General features: G+C 45.2%; 17 protein-coding genes. 1 reads left to right on the top strand and 16 read right to left on the bottom strand.

Annotation, left to right across the window (positions count from 1 at the left end):
- Positions 1-14: 14 nt before the first annotated feature.
- The 9 genes from MHI01_RS23875 to MHI01_RS23835 form a co-directional block, all read right to left on the bottom strand.
- Positions 15-497 (bottom strand): SDR family NAD(P)-dependent oxidoreductase, encoded by a 483-nt coding sequence (locus tag MHI01_RS23875; protein WP_340984268.1) that lies wholly within the window; start codon positions 495-497, stop codon positions 15-17.
- Positions 476-796 carry an SDR family NAD(P)-dependent oxidoreductase gene (locus MHI01_RS23870; RefSeq protein ID WP_340984267.1) on the bottom strand — a complete coding sequence of 107 codons (321 nt, stop codon included), beginning with the start codon at positions 794-796 and terminating at the stop codon, positions 476-478. Before MHI01_RS23870 ends, MHI01_RS23875 begins: the two co-directional genes overlap by 22 nt.
- 85 nt (positions 797-881) lie before the next feature.
- Positions 882-1,460, bottom strand: coding sequence for a TetR/AcrR family transcriptional regulator (locus tag MHI01_RS23865; RefSeq protein ID WP_340984266.1), 579 nt, complete (start codon positions 1,458-1,460; stop codon positions 882-884).
- A 61-nt stretch (positions 1,461-1,521) separates the two neighbouring features.
- Positions 1,522-2,520, bottom strand: coding sequence for an NADP-dependent oxidoreductase (locus MHI01_RS23860; RefSeq protein ID WP_340984265.1), 999 nt, complete (start codon positions 2,518-2,520; stop codon positions 1,522-1,524).
- An 81-nt stretch (positions 2,521-2,601) separates the two neighbouring features.
- On the bottom strand, positions 2,602-3,687 hold the full coding sequence (locus MHI01_RS23855; RefSeq protein WP_340984264.1) for an alkene reductase: 1,086 nt from the start codon (positions 3,685-3,687) through the stop codon (positions 2,602-2,604).
- Positions 3,688-3,747: 60 nt separating this feature from the next.
- Positions 3,748-4,506, bottom strand: coding sequence for an SDR family NAD(P)-dependent oxidoreductase (locus MHI01_RS23850; protein ID WP_340984263.1), 759 nt, complete (start codon positions 4,504-4,506; stop codon positions 3,748-3,750).
- Positions 4,507-4,819: 313 nt separating this feature from the next.
- Entirely contained in the window at positions 4,820-5,323 is a 504-nt protein-coding gene (locus MHI01_RS23845) for an SMI1/KNR4 family protein (RefSeq protein ID WP_340984262.1), read from the bottom strand.
- A 216-nt stretch (positions 5,324-5,539) separates the two neighbouring features.
- A complete protein-coding gene (locus MHI01_RS23840; protein WP_340984261.1) occupies positions 5,540-6,334 on the bottom strand; it encodes a TrmH family RNA methyltransferase in 795 nt (264 codons plus the stop codon).
- Between the two features lie 26 nt (positions 6,335-6,360).
- Entirely contained in the window at positions 6,361-7,062 is a 702-nt protein-coding gene (locus MHI01_RS23835; RefSeq protein WP_076254620.1) for a potassium channel family protein, read from the bottom strand.
- Between the two features lie 128 nt (positions 7,063-7,190).
- Between MHI01_RS23835 and sspI the strand changes: the two genes are divergently transcribed.
- Entirely contained in the window at positions 7,191-7,424 is a 234-nt protein-coding gene (gene sspI / locus MHI01_RS23830; RefSeq protein ID WP_017692323.1) for a small acid-soluble spore protein SspI, read from the top strand.
- Between the two features lie 226 nt (positions 7,425-7,650).
- Here sspI and MHI01_RS23825 read toward each other — a convergent pair whose 3' ends face one another.
- The 7 genes from MHI01_RS23825 to liaF form a co-directional block, all read right to left on the bottom strand.
- Entirely contained in the window at positions 7,651-9,234 is a 1,584-nt protein-coding gene (locus tag MHI01_RS23825) for a peptide chain release factor 3 (protein WP_036605691.1), read from the bottom strand.
- Positions 9,235-9,585: 351 nt separating this feature from the next.
- Positions 9,586-9,984 carry a DoxX family protein gene (locus MHI01_RS23820; RefSeq protein ID WP_024634146.1) on the bottom strand — a complete coding sequence of 133 codons (399 nt, stop codon included), beginning with the start codon at positions 9,982-9,984 and terminating at the stop codon, positions 9,586-9,588.
- Positions 9,985-10,361: 377 nt separating this feature from the next.
- The gene (gene zwf, locus MHI01_RS23815; protein WP_036605690.1) at positions 10,362-11,912 is read right to left on the bottom strand and encodes a glucose-6-phosphate dehydrogenase; all 1,551 of its coding nucleotides are present in this window, start codon (positions 11,910-11,912) and stop codon (positions 10,362-10,364) included.
- Positions 11,913-12,127: 215 nt separating this feature from the next.
- Positions 12,128-12,877 (bottom strand): YwmB family TATA-box binding protein, encoded by a 750-nt coding sequence (locus MHI01_RS23810; RefSeq protein WP_340984260.1) that lies wholly within the window; start codon positions 12,875-12,877, stop codon positions 12,128-12,130.
- Between the two features lie 447 nt (positions 12,878-13,324).
- A complete protein-coding gene (locus tag MHI01_RS23805; RefSeq protein ID WP_091020933.1) occupies positions 13,325-13,993 on the bottom strand; it encodes a response regulator transcription factor in 669 nt (222 codons plus the stop codon).
- A complete protein-coding gene (locus MHI01_RS23800; RefSeq protein WP_340984259.1) occupies positions 13,935-15,050 on the bottom strand; it encodes a sensor histidine kinase in 1,116 nt (371 codons plus the stop codon). The genes MHI01_RS23805 and MHI01_RS23800 overlap by 59 nt, the downstream gene beginning before the upstream one ends.
- A 31-nt stretch (positions 15,051-15,081) precedes the next feature.
- A complete protein-coding gene (gene liaF, locus MHI01_RS23795) occupies positions 15,082-15,729 on the bottom strand; it encodes a cell wall-active antibiotics response protein LiaF (RefSeq protein WP_091020935.1) in 648 nt (215 codons plus the stop codon).
- Between the last annotated feature and the right edge of the window lie 39 nt (positions 15,730-15,768).

Raw genomic sequence — 15,768 nt, 5'->3', positions numbered from 1 at the left:
TCCTCTTTATATGTTTAATGTCCTGTCTTGTCCTGTGAGGATCTAATTATGCGAGTCATCATCTTACGCGGCAACAACCGCGGCATAAACGCGATGAATCGGTTCCGAGCTCCAGGCATAATTAACGTCTTGCCACGTAAAAATCCTCGATACCCTTCTTCGGCCACCTGTCCAGCTTCCATAATCGGACCCTGCAACATCTTCGAGACACCCATACCCGAACGATCCACAAATCCGGTAGATGTCAGACCTGGACACAGTGCTGTCACCGTAACACCAGTACCGTTTACTTCATTCTCCAAAGCTTCAGTGAACGATAGTACATACGCTTTCGTCGCATAATATACCGACATCATCGGTCCAGGGAAAAAACCTACCAACGAAGCCACATTCATCACACCGCCTTGCCCACGTTGGATCATATCCGGCAAGAATAGCTTTGTCATGACGGTTAAAGCCTTGATATTCACGTCAATCATATTAACTTCTTGTTCCATATCCGTTTCCATAAACGTCCCGAACAGACCGAAACTGCATTGTTGACAAGATAGTCAACAACAATGCCCTTTTCCTTCAGCTCATGATAAATCTCCTGTGGTACCCCAGGTGCTGCTACATCTTTGGCAATAACCGTCGCCTGAATGCCATACTTTTTCCGATACTCCTGAGCTAGATCCTGTATTTTACCCTCGCTTCGTGCTACCAGCACAATATGATGTCCACCTTTGGCAAACCGATTTGCTAACTCTTTACCGATCCCACCCGATACCCCTGTGATTAGAACTGTCTTTCTCATATCGTGACCTGCCTCTCTTTTCTATAAAATATGTTTCATCTGGAACATCAATTAGAATGAACATTCTATAATAGTAACAAATAGACTACCTTAGTATGAGATCCATGGATAGCATCGCTATACGAAGCAGTTTTTCCTTGGTCATCGAAGTCTTGGCCATCCCCCTTAACCCAATGCTTACGTTATGCAGATATTCCGCCAATACCTCGGCGTTGTACTCCGTTGTGAATTCACCTTCTTGCTGTCCCCACACCATAATGTCCTTGATTAGTTTCTCCGTATTTGCAAACATCTCCGTCGATCGGTGGTTCATGTCTTTATCACGTGCCGCCAATTCTACCGTCGAATTAACAATGAAGCAGCCTGATGCTGGAGATTCCTCTCCATGAATTAAAGAAAGAAATATAAACTGAAGTGCTTCCGTTGCCGTTTTAGAACGCTTTACGCCTGCTACAAGGGCGGAGCTGATTTTGCGATCATACAGATCTACTGACTTTAGAAACAAGGTATGTTTGTCGCCAAATGTGTCATACAAGCTTTTACGATGAATTCCCATATGATTAACCAGATCCGTCATAGACGTCTTCTCATAACCTTGTTCCCAAAAAAGTCTCATCGCTTTATCCAGTACAACAGACTCTTCGAACTCTTTGCCTCTCGCCATTGCCTTCCCTCCTGTTCAGAAAACGAACATTAAATAGCATAAGCATGATCTTATCGAGCCTTTAAAAGGTAACAATGACTTTGCCCTGAGAGTGACCCGTGGACACTTTAATCAATGCCTTTTCAATGTCATCAAACGTATACGTAGAATCGATCGAAGGTTTAATGTCTTCTTTTTCTACAAGAGCTGTAATCTCTTGCAATTGAACTCCACTGGAGTGCACAAATAAAAAACGATATTCATTTTGATTCTTACGCGCTAAAGAATCCAGGCGTGCACCTACGAGACCAAACAATGCTCTTTTCCACAACGGGAATTGACTGTCCACTGCAAAGCGATAATTGGGTCCTGCCTTCAAAGAGACTAATTTCCCCTGTGGTTTCAAAATGCTCAGTTCATCTTTGATCTCGTCCGCACCCAAGGTATCGATCACATAATCAATATTCGACAGAATATCAGCATACTGCTCGGTCTTATAATTAATGAATTTATCTGCTCCAATGGATAAAGTACGTGCTCTGCCCCGTTCACTGCCACTTGTAATCACCGTTAATCCCATAGATTTGGCAATTGGGATAGCCATCGCACCGAATCCCCCGGTTCCGCCAGGAATAAACAACTTTTTATTCGGTTCCGCTCGGAGCACATCATGCAATGCTTGATACGCGGTCAAGGCAGTAAGGGGTACTGCAGCAGCTTCGATAAAAGACAGATTTTCAGGCATCATGGATAAAGCATCCTCATGTACAGCCGCATATTCAGCAAAAGCACCAATTTTATTCAGAGGTAACCTTGTATAAACCTTATCACCCACTTTAAAATTCAAAACATCATCACCGACAGCTTCAATGACACCCGATAATTCATTCCCTAAAGTTAAAGGTAACGTATAGTCGGCAATCATCCGAACACTGCCATTCATATTCAAGATATCCAGTGGATTTACACCCGCTGCTTTTACTCTGACAAGAACCTCATGGCTCTGGATCTGAGGTGTCGCAATATCATTAATTTCCACCTGGATTTTTTTAGAGTATTTCTGTATTTGAGCTGCTCTCATCATATATATCCTCTTCCTTTGCATATTGACTAGGAACATGGCGCGCAGTATTCAGTTGTACGCCATGCTCCATGCTTTGTGCTAGTGTAGCCCCTCTTGCGACTTTAATTCTTCCAACGTAGGGTAATCCGTGTAGCCCTTACTTCCCAATCCAAAGAATGTTGTCGGATCTGCTTCATTGAGTGGCGCACCTTGTTGAAGTCGTTCCACCAAATCTGGATTAGCTAAGGACCATACACCTACAGGTACCACATCAGCGAGACCACGATCTAAATCGACACTGAGATCATCCAACGTTCTTCCAGCCCGATTGACCAACAGTGGATTTTGCCAGATCGAACGAATGTCTTGGAGCAGTTGTTCATCTCCAAGATGCATAACATGAAGGTAAGCCAAATCCAATTGAGCCAATTCTTTTACAAGATAGCGATAGAGTTCAGGGCCTTGTTCTCCATCTTGAATTCCACCCAGCGGTGTCCCTGGTGAGATGCGGAAGCCTGTTCGTTCTGCCCCTATTTCCTCCACAATGGCTTTGGTTACTTCAATCGCAAAGCGAGCACGATTTTCAATAGATCCGCCATACTCATCTGTGCGTGTATTCGAATTTTCTCCTAAAAATTGATTGATCAAGTATCCGTTAGCCCCATGAATCTCAACGCCATCCGCCCCTGCTTCAATCGCTGCGGCTGCTGCTTTTCGGAAATCGGAGATGGTCGTTTGAATATCCTCCTGACTTAATTCCCGGGGAACGGGGATATCCTGCATCCCTGTAGCCGTAAACATTTCTACACCCGGTGCGATCGCTGATGGAGCAATCGGTTGACGATGATGCGGGGTATTGTCCGGATGTGACATGCGACCCGCATGCATTAATTGGATGTATACATATCCGCCAGCTTCATGCACCGCATCCGTTACCTTTTTCCATCCATCAATATGCTTATCGGTGTAGATGCCAGGTGACCACAAGTATCCCTGTCCATCATCGGAAGGTTGCGTTCCTTCCGTAATCAGGAGTCCCATGGTTGCACGCTGAGCATAATAAAGTGCCGCCAACTCTCCAGGTGTACCATCTTCTTGTGCTCGACTGCGTGTCATAGGTGCCATTGCTAGTCGATGAGACAATTCCATGTTACCAATCTTTGTTTTCCTCCATATCTTTTCCATTTGGATGTACTCCTCTTCTTATTTGAGATTTTGTAGATGTATCCTCTAGATTCTGCTGTATTAATTCAATTCTGAAATCACCGGGTAGATCGCACCTGTCAGCTGGAAATCATAGTTCTGATCTACAATCCCTACAACCACTTCATTGTGATCATACAGATCGATCATGAAGCCTGCCATTTCTTTAGCAGTGTGGTACTTAGACATGTTTGCCTTGTAATCAAATCCTTCAGCATCTATTGATTTTTGCACAAATTCTGTTTCCGTGACCGCTGGTGCAAGCACCTTCGCTTTTAGTTTTGCACCCTTCAATTCCAGTTCTTTGGCAAGGCCCTCTGTGAAGGCACTAACGTAGTATTTCGATGCAGAGTAAGCAACACTGCCTACAGCAATGGCATATCCAAGTGCGGATGAGACGTTAATCAATTGAGTGCCAACCACATTCGCATAATCTCGCACATACAGTGTAGATAGAATGGTCAAAGATTCGATGTTAACACGCAGCATGGTCTCCACTTTATCCAAATTCTGTTCAGCAATGAACGAGCCTTCTCCAAGCCCTGCATTATTGATCAAAGTCTCAATCTGATATTCCTTCAAATCGTTATATAGCGTGTACGCCTCTGCGGTAACAGACAGGTCGCTTGTGTGTACGACAACATTCACTTTAGGATCGATACCCTGAATAGTCGATTTAAGTTCTTCAAGCTTATCCAATCTTCTAGCTACCAAAATCAAATTTTTGCCCCGTGCTGCAAATGCCAATGCCGTTTCATATCCAATTCCTGAACTTGCTCCTGTAATCACTGTGTATTTCATCTTATTCTCTCCCTTATATTCTTTAGATTAGTGTAATTCCAGTTTTAAGAACGATCGTTCTTAAATGTGTAAAAAAAAGTAGTTAGATCTAACTTGCTGTTAGCATATCATTTCTAGAACGAACAGTAAAGAATTATTTTATATATAGAAAATATGCTTGGAACATACTTAAATAAGAATAAAATCACGCTATATAAACCATTTTTTATATCATAAATTAAGAATTCCTATATCGTTTTATAAGTTCTTTCATTGAATAATCTAATGTCAGGCCGCTGGCCATAAGTATAACCATCAACCTTTCCTGGCTACGCTAATCTGAATTCGACATCATCCATGCCAGAAATTCTCCAAACGAATCGGATACCTTTTCAACCTCTTCAAATTCAGGCTCACATCCACGGACAATAGCTCCACTGTCCGTTGTTAAGTCAATGGCATAGAAGGAATATCCATCTTCCACAGACATTACGATCGGCAAGTGATGATCCCACCAAGCCGTTATCTCTGACTGCCAAATAGATTCACCCTCTGCTGCCTCCAAACTAAGCATTTCAAATTCATTCCATTGGAATGCGGTCTCCGTGCTATTGTTGAACTCAGCCTCACAAATAAACCAGGTTTGCTCATCCGGTGCAACGCATTTTTCAACTACATTTAGAAATTCTAAATATTCATCTGGAAGTCCTTTATATCTTGAAGTAATGCTGCTGTTTAAATGTGACTGCGAACCGGATTTACTCATTATGTCCCAGCCCTTTTCCCCGGCCCAAGCCATAAATTCCCTAAGGTGAGTTTTTTCTTTTCCATTATTCATTTCCAATTTATACACCTGCCTATAAGCTTAAGAAATAGAAACTATATCACCTATTCGGGATTTGAATGGAAAATCCCTGCTGTCGTGCTTCAAAGAGAAAAACAAAAAGACTGGAGAAATGGTTGGGAAAAGCGGCAACCAACTTCCAGTCTTTGGTGGTTTGGGGACAGTTAATTTTAGTTAGGGACGGTAAATTTGAAATTGGACAGGAATCATTTATTTGTTAAAAATCCGCTGTCTCATCGCCTCAAATAACAAAATCGTTGCCGCCATTGCCGCGTTAAGCGACTCTGCCTGTCCCTGCATCGGGATCGTAATCGCATCATCTACCAAACGTGCCGTAGCATCCGAGATGCCTTTGCCTTCGTTACCGATCACAAGCCATACCGACTGCGTAAAATCATAACTATAACATGAATGCTCTGCCTGCAAAGAAGTACTAACCAGCTTCACGCCCGCAGCCTTCGCTTCGGGAAGCAAGGATTCCAACTGGCCCTCCACAATGGGCAAATGAAACAATGACCCCATCGTCGAACGAATCGTCTTTGGGTTATACACATCAGCACAGCCCGCGCCAAGTACAACCCCCGCGGCTCCAGCTGCGTCCGCACTACGGATGATCGTCCCCACATTCCCTGGGTCCTGTACACCATCCAGCACCACGACAAGCCCACGTGCTCCTGCGATCAGGCTTTCCAGTGGCTCACTGCCTTTACGCACAATCGCGAATACAGGCTGTGGCGTCATCGTATCCGTACATTTGGCGATAACCGCTGGAGATACACTAACCCACTCCACACGCTGTAGCGGATTCTCAAGCCCGGCGAGTTCGCTAGGTACGCCTTGCTCTCCGTCGTACACAATACACTCCAGATCTGCTCCGGCGCGCAATGCTTCCTGTACCAGATGAATGCCCTCAATGATATATTTATGTTGACGGGTACGATGCTTTTTCTCCAGCAACTGCGCCCATTCTTTTACACGTGTATTTTGCGGTGATACAATATCCATCTTTCCATCCTTCCCATCTGCATCCATCACTTCGGATACGCAAGCTCCATTTTCGTCAAATGATCCTTGTGACCCACAATGATCAGCACATCTCCAGCTTCGATCCGATCCTCAGCGTACGGCGAGATGTTCATCGAGTTCCCACTGCGGATCGCCATCACGTTACAACCAAAACGTGCACGGATGTTTAATTCCATCAAGTTTTTACCGATCATTTGCTCGGAGGCTCTCATCTCCAAGATGCTGTAATCCTCAGATAACTCGATGTAATCCAGTATATTAGGCGAGGTCAGATGATGGGCTACGCGTAGTCCCATATCCCGCTCAGGATAGATGACTTTATCCGCCCCAATCTTCTGCAATACCTTACCATGAAGCTCATTTTGGGCTTTTACGATCAGAACGGGTACACCCATATCTTTCAATATCAGGGTTGTCAGAATACTCGCCTGTATATCTTCACCAATCGCCACAACGACAACGTCGAAATTCCGTATGCCCAGCGCACGCAGCGCTTCTTCATCTGTTGAATCTGCCGATACCGCATGGGTCACCACATTGGACATTTCCTGAGTCCGCTGCTCGTCCGCATCAATTGCCAGCACGTCGAATCCCATGCCACTCAGTGCATTGGCAACACTTGATCCGAATCGTCCCATACCAATTACGGCATACTGTTTCTTGGCCATTAGGGTCTTAACCTCCCGCTGCTCTTCAGCATGACGCATCATTACGGATACCCATGCTAACGTAAATAATCCTTCGTAGTATACCACAAAGCCCGATAAACTTGAATGCGCTCGCGCTTCCCAGGGAACAGTATTAGAGCAGCCGAATATACGAGGAGGGAATTGCGATGCCCATTACATTAAGCCTGCGTGAAGCGATTGTTCATAAAGTTCATGACAAGAGTGATGATCAGCTCCGGGAGATGATTGAAGGTTCAGTAGATGGACCGGAAGCTGCATTACCTGGACTTGGCGCCATTTTCGAGATGATCTGGAAGAACACAGAACCTGCCAAGCAGGAAGAACTGATTCAAATCGCGCAAGAGCATCTGCACACCATTCCCGTCCAACCGCTTAGCTAATCGAAGCAGTGGAGGGTAAGGTAACCATCATTACGTTTGTTCTGTCTGCAAAAGAAAGCTTTCCCTTATTCGGCTGGATCATACCCGCCTCCAGGTAAGGTGTATAGCAATAGATCCCTCCGCCAATTGGCGGAGGGATCTTATTTTTAACAAGCTATCTCATCACATGAGCTTGTCACGTTTAACTAATTTTTTAACAATTCCCACGAAATACTTTTGTCTTCACTTAAGGCGCAGTCTCCAGGAATTGAGCTGTAGGATTTTTATCCATAGCCGTTCTCATTGCGTACTCATTTTCGAAGAGCACTACATAATTTCCTTTTTTATCTTTTACAAGCGCAGAGTTAATCCGGAATTTGCTTGGGTCCAGATTCTCGTCCACGATCCAGCGAGCGAACTGATAAGGCATGCGTTGTAATAGTACGTCTACCCCATACTCGCCTTTCATCCGGTATTCAAATACCTCGAACTGAAGTTGACCAATTACGCCGAGGATAGTCTCGTCGAAACTTGCCGTCTGGAACACCTGAATGGTTCCTTCCTCCGTCAACTGATCAATTCCCTTTTGGTACTGTTTATGTTTCAATGCATTTTTCACAGTAACTTTGGCGAAAATCTCTGGCGAGAACGTTGGCAACTCCTCAAAGATAACCTCGCTGCCTTGGCTCAGTGAATCGCCAATCCGGAAGATACCCGGATCGAACAAACCGATAATATCGCCAGCATATGCCTCTTCGACAATATCCCGGTCTTGTGCCAGAAATTGCTGTGGCTGTGACAGCTTGATCTCTTTGCCCACACGAGTATGCTTCACACTCATTCCACGTTGGAACTTGCCTGATACAATTCGCAGGAACGCAATACGATCCCGGTGTGCCGGGTTCATGTTTGCCTGAATCTTGAACACATAACCGCTGAATTTCTCATTCGTTGGCTGAATCTCTCCTGCCGTACTGCGACGTGGTTCAGGTTTCGGTGCCAGTTCCAGGAAATTCTCCAGGAAAGTCTGTACGCCGAAATTATTAATCGCACTACCGAAGAAAATAGGGGTCAATTCACCGCGTTGAACTTTCTCCATGTCGAATTGGTCGCCCGCAATATCCAGCAACTCCAGATCCTGACACAATTGATCATGCAGGTATTCTCCTGCCATCTCACGGATAATCGGATCTTTGTAGCCATCTACCTTTTGTACTTTAATCGTCGAGTGATCGTCCCCTTGGAACAATTCCACCTGATTTTTCATCCGGTCATAGACACCACACAACTCGCGACCTGTACCAATAGGCCAGTTCATCGGAACCGAACGAATACCCAGTACATTTTCAAGTTCTTCCATCAGGTCAAATGGGCTTTTACCCTCACGGTCGAGTTTGTTGATGAATGTAAAGATTGGAATCCCGCGCTTCGCACATACCTGGAACAACTTGATCGTTTGTGCCTCGACACCTTTTGCCACGTCAATCAACATCACCGCGCTATCGGCAGCCGTCAGTGTACGATACGTATCTTCACTGAAATCCTGGTGACCCGGTGTATCCAAAATGTTGACGCGATGATCCAGATAATCAAATTGCATTACGGAAGAGGTAACCGAGATCCCCCGTTGTTTCTCAATTTCCATCCAGTCACTTGTTGCGTGTTTGCTGGCTTTCCGAGCTTTTACCGTTCCCGCAAGGCGAATCGCGCCCCCGAACAGCAACAGTTTCTCGGTTAATGTAGTTTTACCCGCATCCGGGTGAGAGATAATGGCAAACGTCCGGCGTTTGTCCACTTCCTGTTGAAGAATATCATTTGCAGCTTTGCTCATAGGTTTAATCCCTTTCGTCCGTTCATTCACGTTAATCCGGCATAGCCGGTCCATCATTCAATCTTTATGCAATCCGGCGAGGCCGGTTGATTGTACATCAGTTTTTACGTACTAGGTATTTACACACTAGATTAATTTTACACATTTACAATGGAGTTCATCCTCCTCAAATCTGTGCTTTCATGTATACCGTGAACTGCTTCTTAACCCAACTCTCCTATTGTACCATAATCTGTACCGAAAATAACCGATTACTACCGCAGATTCTTCTCTTTTCACTTGCAAAAAAAAAGCACCCTTCAGCCATTTCCATGGCATCCAGGCACTCCTCATTCATTTTTATTTATGGTTTTAGAAAATCAATGCATCCAGCGCGTATTGTCCGCCACCTGTCAATGCCAGCGCTACACCAATCACCAGAATCGCGAGATTATATTCGAATCCGTTCTGTGTGGACCAGTATCCGTTCGCGCCATGGACTTTCACAATCGCAATGACCATCGTCAATGCAATCAGAATGCCACCTACAGGTGTGAGCAGACCTAGAGCCAACAGCAATCCGCCACCGAATTCCGCGAGTCCAGCCAGTAACGCCACCAATGCACCTGGCTTCATGCCCATCGACTCAAACCAGCCGCCTGTACCCTTGATCCCGTAACCTCCGAACCAACCAAACAGCTTTTGAGCTCCGTGCGCCATGAACGACAATCCAATCACCAAACGAATCAACAACAACCCTACATCCAACATCATTTTCTTTTTCCTCCATTCGATATATACAAAATAGTATTCTTAGATTAAAGATATTATGCACATTTTTTCTTCATGATTCTCTGTGACGCAAACCCCTTCAACTGGTTTACATTTTATCTCATGAATGATAACTTATCCGAAACGTTTGCCCGAATGAAGTTTGTCATTTGCGTAACTCTTTAACTCATGTATTGAGTATAAGTTACATACTTACTTTTTGTCAACAACTTAATTTAAATTACTTATTTCCTTAGGATGGATACCTACCTTTTCCCCCACTAAAAAGCCTGGGTACACCGCAAAATTTGCGATTTCCCCAGGCTCAGTCATGTTGTGTATGTTGTTAATACTGTTGTTAATGCCCTTACCCTACCCTAACCATTCACTTGCCAGATCACGCTGTCCTCGTCCTGACCATTCACCGGCCACCAGTGGAATCCATCCTGCTCCAGTAGCTTATCTGTCGCTTCTGGTCCCCAAGTTCCAGCAGGGTACGTATGAAGCTCTCCTTGATTCTGCCCCCAGGCTGCTGCGATCCGATCCACAAAAGACCAGGCTGTTGCCACTTCATCCCAACGGGTGAAGTACGTAGAATCCCCTTCTGCTGCATCGTGCAGCAGACGTTCATACGCTTCAGGCGAGTTAATTCCAATCATGCAGCTCTGACAGAAATCCATTGCGAGTGGCTGAATCTCAGAATCCGAGCCTGGCTTCTTGGCATTGATTTTGATATATATGCCTTCCATCGGATTCACCCGAATGACCAGCAGATTCGGTTCCAATTTATACTTTTTACCAAGGTACACGTTGTTTGGCATCGACTTGAATTCAACTACGATCTCGGTTGTTTTCACCGGCAGACGTTTGCCTGTCCGAATATAGAATGGCACACCCGCCCAGCGGAAATTATCCACGAATACACGTGCTGCAAAATAAGTTTCCGTATTCGACTGCGGATCAACCTTGTCTTCCTGGCGATACCCCGGAAGCTGCTTGCCACGGTACTCCCCTTCGGCATACTGCCCCCGCACAACGTTGTTGCTCACTTCCTCATCCGAGGTGAACGCCCGTAGAGAGCGCAATACCTTCACCTTCTCATCCCGAATGTCTTCCGGGAATAGGCGACTTGGTGGTTCCATCGCAATCATCGTCAGCATCTGAAGCATATGGTTTTGCCCCATGTCACGCAGCGCTCCGGAGTGATCATAATAACCACCACGTTCTTCCACGCCTACCGTCTCACCAAGTGTAATCTGAACGTTGGCAATATGTTTGTTGTTCCAGAGCGGTTCAAAAAAAGCATTTCCGAAGCGGATCACTTCAATATTTTGCACCATTTCCTTGCCCAGATAATGATCAATCCGATAGATTTCCTCTTCACGGAATACCTCACGAATCTGCTCATTCAGATGTTCGGCCGATTGCAGATCATAACCAAATGGTTTTTCGATCACCAAACGGTTCCACCCCTGACTTTCCAACATACCGCCGTCCCGCAAACTGTACGAGACACTGCCAAACAGCTCAGGTGCCAGTGCCAGATAGAACAGCCTATTCCCCGGCGTGTTAAACTTTGATTCCAGATGCTCCGTCTGCGCACGCAGCTCCTTGAATCCTTCCACATTATTGATATCCAGTGCTTTGTATTCAAAATGATCGACAAAAGCGTTCCACTCATCAGGTTCCCCCGCTGGATAACGGCAGAACTCTTTAATGGATTCATAGATGTCTTCCCGGAATTCTTCTGGGGACCTCGGACGACGTGCTACGCCAATAACCGCAAAGTCTTCGGCAAGCTTGCCTTCACGGTAAAGACTGTAGATAGCCGGAAACAGCTTCCGGCGGGCCAAATCACCCGTTGCTCCAAAAATGAAAAATACTGCGCCTGGTGTCTGTACTTCATCTTGCAATTGTTTTTCAACCATGGGCTCCTCTTTCTTCCGGGAAGATAACCTTCACGCTCTCCCCGAGCTATGTAATGGTGTTATATATGCACGACATACAACTGTCAATTACCAGCAAGTTCCTTCTTGGATGTGATGCCATTTTAGCATATCAACTGAATGGATGCACTATTTCAAACTCATTTTTCTGATAAAGATTCTCAATATTGGGTCCCAATTCATGAAAAATCCATCTCTTAGTATTCAATCGTAATCACCGGAAACCCCACTGTAATTCGATTATCAACCTCGTCCCCAACCTGGTGAACTGCGAGTTGCATATTCAACATGTGCGAGCCACTCTTGATCGATAGGGGCAGCTCAGCCGCCTTATAAGAGACACTTGCAGTGCCTGCATCTGTATATCGTTCGACGGAGGCGATATCCACCTTTGTGGACAGCTGTTCTTCGATCAGTTCCAGTTGCTGACTCGCATCATGTTCCGTGGCAGTAACTGCTGTACCTTGCACAGACATATTCCAGGTTGCCTTCATCCCTGAGTCTACAAGCAGTTGATCGACCTCTTCATGTAATGTCATTAATGCCTTCCGATCCGTGTGTGCATCCCCTGAGAGTTGTACGATGGCGTAGTATCCGTTGTCTCCTGTATCGACGACATTGACCAACATGCCTGCACCTCCAGTAGCCGTATCGACAATCTCTTCACTGCGGTAAACATCATGACCCGTCTGGCGTACCCGCACAGGTGGTTCAAGTCCCAAGTGACTTGCCAGTAACACGGTCTGCGCTTGTGCATCTCCCTTGCCTTCTCCTTGCCATTTAATAATTAGATGATCCACATTATCAATCACACTGTCAGCAGTATAGATTAACTGTTCCAGTTGGGCAGCTTTGGATTCGTTCTTCTCTGCGTATACCTGTGTCACACCAATAAGAATTATGATAGCTATTGCCAAGATACCTGCTGTCATCCAACGATTTAACATTCGAATCCCCCGCTTCTTTCTTGCATTCTATGAATCTATCAACAGCATGCCCCTTTCCCACATTAGCTATACTTCTTCTAAACACAGCAAAAAAGCCCCACCCACCATATTCATGGCAGAGCAGAGCTTTTCATTCATACTTTTCTATATAAATTGAACTACACAATATTTACACTCGCCACTCCGATGACAGAACAACCTTCCGATCGCTGTTATCCCCCAATTTTTTTGATTCTTTTTATAAAGGGTAAATCCGGGGATAAAGGCGAAGTTTATGCTTCCGAAGTAGCTTTCTTTCAGAAAGCTTTTAGCTTCGCTTCTTCAGGTTCTTTCTGTCCTCTCCGTTTTGTGTAAATCTTTAGTTCAATTTATATAAATCATCTCTTATCTATAATTTCCGCACATTAAAAGTACGGTTCTTTGGCTTAATTGTACATATGATTCTTCTTACTCTGCAAGTCCGTTTTTATAAGCATAGATCGCAGCCTGTGTACGGTCGTCTACGCCCAATTTTGCCAGTAAGTTTGTAACATGGAACTTGACTGTTTTGATACCAATGATCAGATCATCAGCGATGTCCTGATTTGATTTACCTTTGGCGAGCAACCGGAGCACATCCATTTCACGGTCTGTTAATTCATCGTGCAAAGGAGCTGCTGCCTGAGGCTGCCGGAAGCGATTCATCATTTTCGAAGCCACCTGTGACTCCAGAACGGATTGCCCGCGAGCGGCTGCGCGAATCGCATCTGCCACTTCATTGGCTCTTGATGTTTTCAACAGATAACTGAATGCGCCTGCTTCAATGACAGGATACATTTTTTCATCATCCAGGTAACTGGTCAATACAATGACTTTGCACTCTGGATACATTTTAAGTACCTGACGAGTAGCCTCAATACCATCCATTCCTTCCATAACCAGGTCCATCAGAACAACATCAGGCTTATATTCCTGTGCAAGCCGAATGCCTTCCTCTCCACTACCTGCTTCACCAACAACTTCAATTCCATCTTCGGTATCCAGTACCGCTGCAAGACCAATACGTACCATCTCATGATCATCCACGAGCAATACTTTGATTGACGTTTCCGTCTCCGTTTCGACTTCCGGTTCCATTGACATGTTCTTCCTCGCTTTCATCGTTCATCAAAGGTATCGTAATCTCAATCCGCGTTCCCTTACCAGGCGCTGTTACAAAATGTATGGCCCCGCCAATCTCCGTAACACGTTCACGCATGTTAGCCAGACCGTAAGAAGCTTGTTTATTCTCATCCAGATCAAAGCCTTGCCCATCATCACGAATCAATACCCGGATCGCATCAGTACGGCGCTGGATCCGTATCTCCATTTTTTCCGCTTTTGCATGCCGTAACGTATTGGACATAGCCTCCTGAACGATCCGGAACAGATGATTCTCGATGCCTTTGATCAGATCAATGTCTTCGTCCATTTCGAGCACAATGTCCATGGGTACTTTTGTTTTCAGTTCCATCACCAGATCACGCAGACCTTGTTCGAGATGTTTACCCTCCAGATAGACTGGACGCAGATGTAACAGTAACGCACGCATCTCGGACTGGGCTACCGAAGCCATCTCCTCAATCAGAGCCACCTGCCTCTGAGCACGTTCAAAATCCTTCTCCATCTTCCGTCCAACGGCCGTTGCTGTCATGGATATCGCGAACAATTGCTGCGATACCGCATCATGTAGTTCCCGTGCCAAACGTTGCCGCTCTTCCACAATAGCCGTAATTCTGGCTTGTTCAGCAAGCTGTGCATTATGAGTAGACAACCGCTGGAGCGTAGATATCTGATCTTCCCACTTTTTGCCGATTCGTCCGAGTTGCTCACTTAAACGGCCCACATCATCATCGCCCAGATCAGGTACAGTGCGTGATAGAGAGCCCTTCTCCCACAGTAGAAGTGTTTCCCGCAGCAGTTCGAGCCGGCGTTTAACCCGGTAACTCTGATAGAACCCAAAGACCGCACCGATTCCAATCAGAAGCAACAATAAGGCCAGACCCGATTGAATCAGATGACGCCAACCTGTAAACGGAGCAAGATAACCATATGTATACAATACATACAAAATAACAGCGAGCACAATGAAAACCAGGAGGATCCCTTCACCCATACTTCGGGTTACCATGTCGGTATGTCGTTTTGTCTTCATCGGGGTCTCCTCCTTCTCTTCATCTATTTTACTACGGATTACTGATGCTTAGGTCGCCAACAATATAAGAAATGACAAATTTTGCTTTATGTTCACTGGATTCATATCCAGGTGTTCTCCATACTAATTTGTTCATCATGCCGCTATCTTGTTCTCCAAGAAGATTAATCCGGCCGAAAAGAACCGATGCTTCAATCTCCACACCATAATCTTCTGGTAGTGTAAGGCGAACATTACCCATAACTCCTTGCAGCAGCACAATTGTTTGTTTCTCCTCCGGAATCGAAAGAGATAGATCGGCGTTAACCTCACCTATGGCATGCCACAGACTCATACTTCGTAACGTCCAGGATGATTGATCCCAGTAGTACCGAGCCATAAAATTCTGTTTCTTCATAACGCCTTCGTCCAGATGAATCTTTTTGTTTTTTGAATAAAAGTAAGCTAAAGAAGCCAGTACAATCAAAAATACAATCATTAAATTATCCAGCAATAACAGTGCCGCACCAATGCCAAGATACCGATGACCTTTGCGGGTATCCCCATTGCGGACTTGAAGCATTCCAACCGTTAACAGAATCAGTGCGGCAGCGGTCAGGAAGTTAATATTGTCATTCAATAACATCATTGTGCCAATAATCATAATGACAACTGCAAGCCATTTACTCTTTTGATTCATCCCGCCGCACCTCCTCTGTAAGTTAATCTCTCTTTATTC

The sequence above is a fragment of the Paenibacillus sp. FSL M7-0656 genome, from assembly GCF_038003225.1.
Taxonomy (GTDB): domain Bacteria; phylum Bacillota; class Bacilli; order Paenibacillales; family Paenibacillaceae; genus Paenibacillus; species Paenibacillus amylolyticus.
The sequence above is the reverse complement of the archived record's forward strand: the minus strand, read 5'-3'. Positions and strand labels throughout refer to the sequence as shown.